This window comes from Corynebacterium sp. 20-84 (genome assembly GCF_053479455.1).
Window position 1 is genome coordinate 1 of record NZ_JBRBCB010000025.1, and the last position, 1321, is coordinate 1321.

Consider the following 1321-nt stretch of genomic DNA (forward strand, 5'->3'; position numbering starts at 1 on the left):
AAAAGCTCCTTAGAAAGGAGGTGATCCAGCCGCACCTTCCGGTACGGCTACCTTGTTACGACTTCGTCCCAATCGCCGATCCCACCTTCGACAGCTCCCTAACGAGTTTGGGCCACCGGCTTCGGGTGTTACCAACTTTCATGACGTGACGGGCGGTGTGTACAAGGCCCGGGAACGTATTCACCGCAGCGTTGCTGATCTGCGATTACTAGCGACTCCGACTTCATGGGGTCGAGTTGCAGACCCCAATCCGAACTAAGGCCGGCTTTAGGCGATTAGCTCCACCTCACAGTGTCGCAACGCGTTGTACCGACCATTGTAGCATGTGTGAAGCCCTGGACATAAGGGGCATGATGATTTGACGTCATCCCCACCTTCCTCCGAGTTAACCCCGGCAGTCTCTCATGAGTCCCCAACCAAATGCTGGCAACATAAGACAAGGGTTGCGCTCGTTGCGGGACTTAACCCAACATCTCACGACACGAGCTGACGACAACCATGCACCACCTGTACACCAGCCACAAGGGAAACTACATCTCTGCAGCGATCCGGTGTATGTCAAGCCCAGGTAAGGTTCTTCGCGTTGCATCGAATTAATCCACATGCTCCGCCGCTTGTGCGGGCCCCCGTCAATTCCTTTGAGTTTTAGCCTTGCGGCCGTACTCCCCAGGCGGGGCGCTTAATGCGTTAGCTACGGCACGAACCCCGTGGAAGGGACTCACACCTAGCGCCCACCGTTTACGGCATGGACTACCAGGGTATCTAATCCTGTTCGCTACCCATGCTTTCGCTCCTCAGCGTCAGTTACTGCCCAGAGACCTGCCTTCGCCATCGGTGTTCCTCCTGATATCTGCGCATTCCACCGCTACACCAGGAATTCCAGTCTCCCCTACAGCACTCAAGTTATGCCCGTATCGCCTGCAACCCCGCAGTTAAGCTGCGGTATTCCACAAACGACGCGACAAACCACCTACGAGCTCTTTACGCCCAGTAATTCCGGACAACGCTCGCACCCTACGTATTACCGCGGCTGCTGGCACGTAGTTAGCCGGTGCTTCTTATCCAGGTACCGTCACTTTCGCTTCGTCCCTGACGAAAGGAGTTTACAACCCGAAGGCCGTCATCCCCCACGCGGCGTCGCTGCATCAGGCTTGCGCCCATTGTGCAATATTCCCCACTGCTGCCTCCCGTAGGAGTCTGGGCCGTATCTCAGTCCCAATGTGGCCGTACACCCTCTCAGGCCGGCTACCCGTCGACGCCTTGGTAGGCCATTACCCCACCAACAAGCTGATAGGCCGCGAGCTCATCCCACACCGAAAAA

1 rRNA gene is annotated in these 1321 nt (G+C 56.7%); it reads right to left on the bottom strand.

Annotation, left to right across the window (positions count from 1 at the left end):
* Positions 1 to 13: 13 nt before the first annotated feature.
* Positions 14 to 1321 (bottom strand): 16S ribosomal RNA (locus ACUY2Y_RS11660); the annotation flags it as partial.